The 2651-nt window shown below is 33.0% G+C and carries 3 protein-coding genes; all 3 read left to right on the top strand.

The window, feature by feature from the left end:
- Positions 1-125: 125 nt before the first annotated feature.
- From Q0C22_RS03975 to Q0C22_RS03965, 3 genes are read left to right on the top strand one after another with little or no spacing between them, the layout of a single operon-like run.
- A complete protein-coding gene (locus Q0C22_RS03975; RefSeq protein ID WP_291491440.1) occupies positions 126-1019 on the top strand; it encodes an NAD(P)-dependent oxidoreductase in 894 nt (297 codons plus the stop codon).
- On the top strand, positions 1006-2019 hold the full coding sequence (gene mtnA, locus Q0C22_RS03970) for an S-methyl-5-thioribose-1-phosphate isomerase (protein WP_291491438.1): 1014 nt from the start codon (positions 1006-1008) through the stop codon (positions 2017-2019). Before Q0C22_RS03975 ends, mtnA begins: the two co-directional genes overlap by 14 nt.
- Positions 2016-2639, top strand: a complete 624-nt coding sequence (locus Q0C22_RS03965) for an enoyl-CoA hydratase/isomerase family protein (protein ID WP_291491436.1) — start codon at positions 2016-2018, stop codon at positions 2637-2639. The genes mtnA and Q0C22_RS03965 overlap by 4 nt, the downstream gene beginning before the upstream one ends.
- The last annotated feature ends 12 nt before the right edge of the window (positions 2640-2651 follow it).

Here is a 2651-nt window from a genome sequence, read left to right as displayed (position 1 = left end):
AATGTATATACTACATTTGAGCATCTGGCAGTAGCTATTGGTAAAGCTCTTCAGAGAGCTTTTAAAGGTGATTTAGATATTAAATATAAAGAAAATGATAAAGTAGCAAGGGTTTATTGGGTTAAATGAAAATACTTCTAACAGGTGCAAGTGGTTTTGTTGGTAAAAATTCAATTGAAAAACTATCTAAAAAATACAAAATTTATGGTTTTTCAAGAAGAAAGATTGATGGAATTGAATACTTTCAGGGAGATATCTCAAATATTAAGGATTTAGAAAATGCTATAGCACATGTAGACACTGTAGTACATTTAGCTGGTTTAATCAAGGGCTCAAAAAAAGCCTTTTACAAAACAAATGTTGAGGGTGCAAAAAATTTAAGTCAGCTTTGTGCCAAATATAATATAAACAAGCTTATATATGTAAGCTCATTGGCCGCAAAAGGACCTTTGGAAAAAAATGAGCCTGTTTCCTATTATGGTTACACAAAAAGACTTGCAGAATTGGAATTACTAAAAAATTCCCATAAATATAACTTATTGATTCTAAGACCGCCTGTGATTTATGGACCACAAGAGCAGGAAGTGTATAAAATTATTAAACTTGCAAACGAAGCGGGCATTTTTTTTACCATTAATAATATGAAATTAAGCTTTATTTATGTTGAGGATTTGGTTGAGGCAATTGATAGGGTGCTTGAAAGCAGCTTTTTGGGGCCCAAAATATACACAATATGCGAAAGTCAATGGTATGATTTTTTTGAAGTGGCTGGTATTATTGAGTACCATCTTGCAAAAAACATAAAAAAGGTTGCTTTGCCAAGAATTGCGCTTGATATAATAAATGTATTTTTAAAGGCAAGCGGGGTTTTTTTTGACAAGATAAGCGAGATTAGGGCACAAAAATGGGTTTGCGAGAATATAGAATTTTGCAATGATTTTAATTTTGAGCCAAAGCATGATTTATTTGACGGTGTGTATAAAACTATAAGGTGGTATAGACAAAATGGATGGCTATAGTCCTTTTGTATTCAATGATAATGATGAGTTTATAATTATAGACCAGAGATTTTTGCCAAATATCAAAAAAGTAAAATTAGAAAACATAAATGATACTTGCCAAGCCATAAAGGATATGGCGATAAGGGGTGCACCACTAATTGGTATTGTGGCTGCATTTGGTTATTATCTTGCAATCAAAAATGCTAGAAGCTTTGACGAACTTAATCGGGCTTCTTTATCAGCCTATACCAGTCTTCTAGCAACAAGACCAACTGCTGTGAACTTAAAATGGGCTATTGAAAGTCAGAAAAAAATAGTAGAGCAAAACTCATTTTTACCAATAGAAAAAATAATCAAAAAAGTAAGGGCAAATGCTTTTGGTATTTTTGAAGACCAAAAAAAGGCTGATTATGAAATGGCGAAAAATGCACTTGTATTATTCAATAAAAAAATGCGCATTATAACGCATTGCAATACGGGAAGCTTTGCCACAGGTGGTATTGGTACTGCTCTTGGTATAATAAAATATGCAGCGCAAAATAATCTGGTAGAAGAAATTTATGTCGATGAAACAAGACCTTATTTTCAAGGAAGCAGGATAACTGCTTTTGAGCTACAACATCAAAATATCGACTATACAATTGTTACAGATAGCACAGCAGGTTACTTAATGAAAAAAAAGCTAATAGATTGTGTAATTGTTGGTGCTGATAGGATTGCAAAAAATGGCGATGTAGCAAATAAAATTGGTACATACAGCTTAGCGCAGCTTGCAAGGTTGCACGATGTAAAATTTTTTGTAGCAGCACCAGAATCTACTATTGATAGAAGCCTTGATAATTTGGATAATGTGGAAATTGAAGTAAGAGACGGTAGTGAAATATTGAGTTTTAATGGGATTAGTTTAGCACCAAGCAACGCAAAGGCACTTTATTTTGCATTTGATGTTACACCGCACTACTTAATAGATGCCATTATTACAGAAAAAGCTGTTTACAGGCCAGAATTTAAACTATGAGTTACACTGTTTTTGATAATATTGAAGGTATTGGCATTTTAACGCTTAACCGTTACCAGAAAAGAAATGCCATAAATTTGGAGTTTATGAATGAGCTTAGTCAAATTATATCCGACATTAAAAACTTGGATATCAAAGCTTTACTTGTTAAATCAACGGGTAATGTTTTTTGCTCAGGTGGCGATATTGACTATTTTGCCACCTTGGATTCCAAAGAAAAAGCCAAAGATATGGCTTTTTTAATGCATAGTGTATTAAATGAGATAGAAAATTTGCAGATTCCTACAATAGCATGCATAAATGGTAGTGCACTTGGCGGTGGTGCAGAATTTATTTTGGCTTTTGACATTAGGTTTTTGCAAAGTGATAGTTTTATCCAATTTAAAGAAGTCCAAATGGGTGTAACAACAGGCTGGGGAGGAAGCTATAGATTGGTAAATCTGGTAGGCAAATCTAAAGCTTTGGAGCTTTTGCTTAGCGCAAAGCCGATATATGCTCAAGAAGCCCTAAATATTGGTTTAATTAATAATTATTTTGATAAAGAAATAATATTTGAAGAAGCTTTAAATTTTTGTAAAAGTTTTTCGAAAGAAAATTTGCCATTATCCATTGCTATATGATCACCGTCCCAT

Origin of the sequence: Desulfurella sp., from assembly GCF_023256235.1 — a bacterium.
GTDB lineage: Bacteria > Campylobacterota_A > Desulfurellia > Desulfurellales > Desulfurellaceae > Desulfurella.
This window is presented reverse-complemented; position numbering and strand designations above follow the sequence as displayed.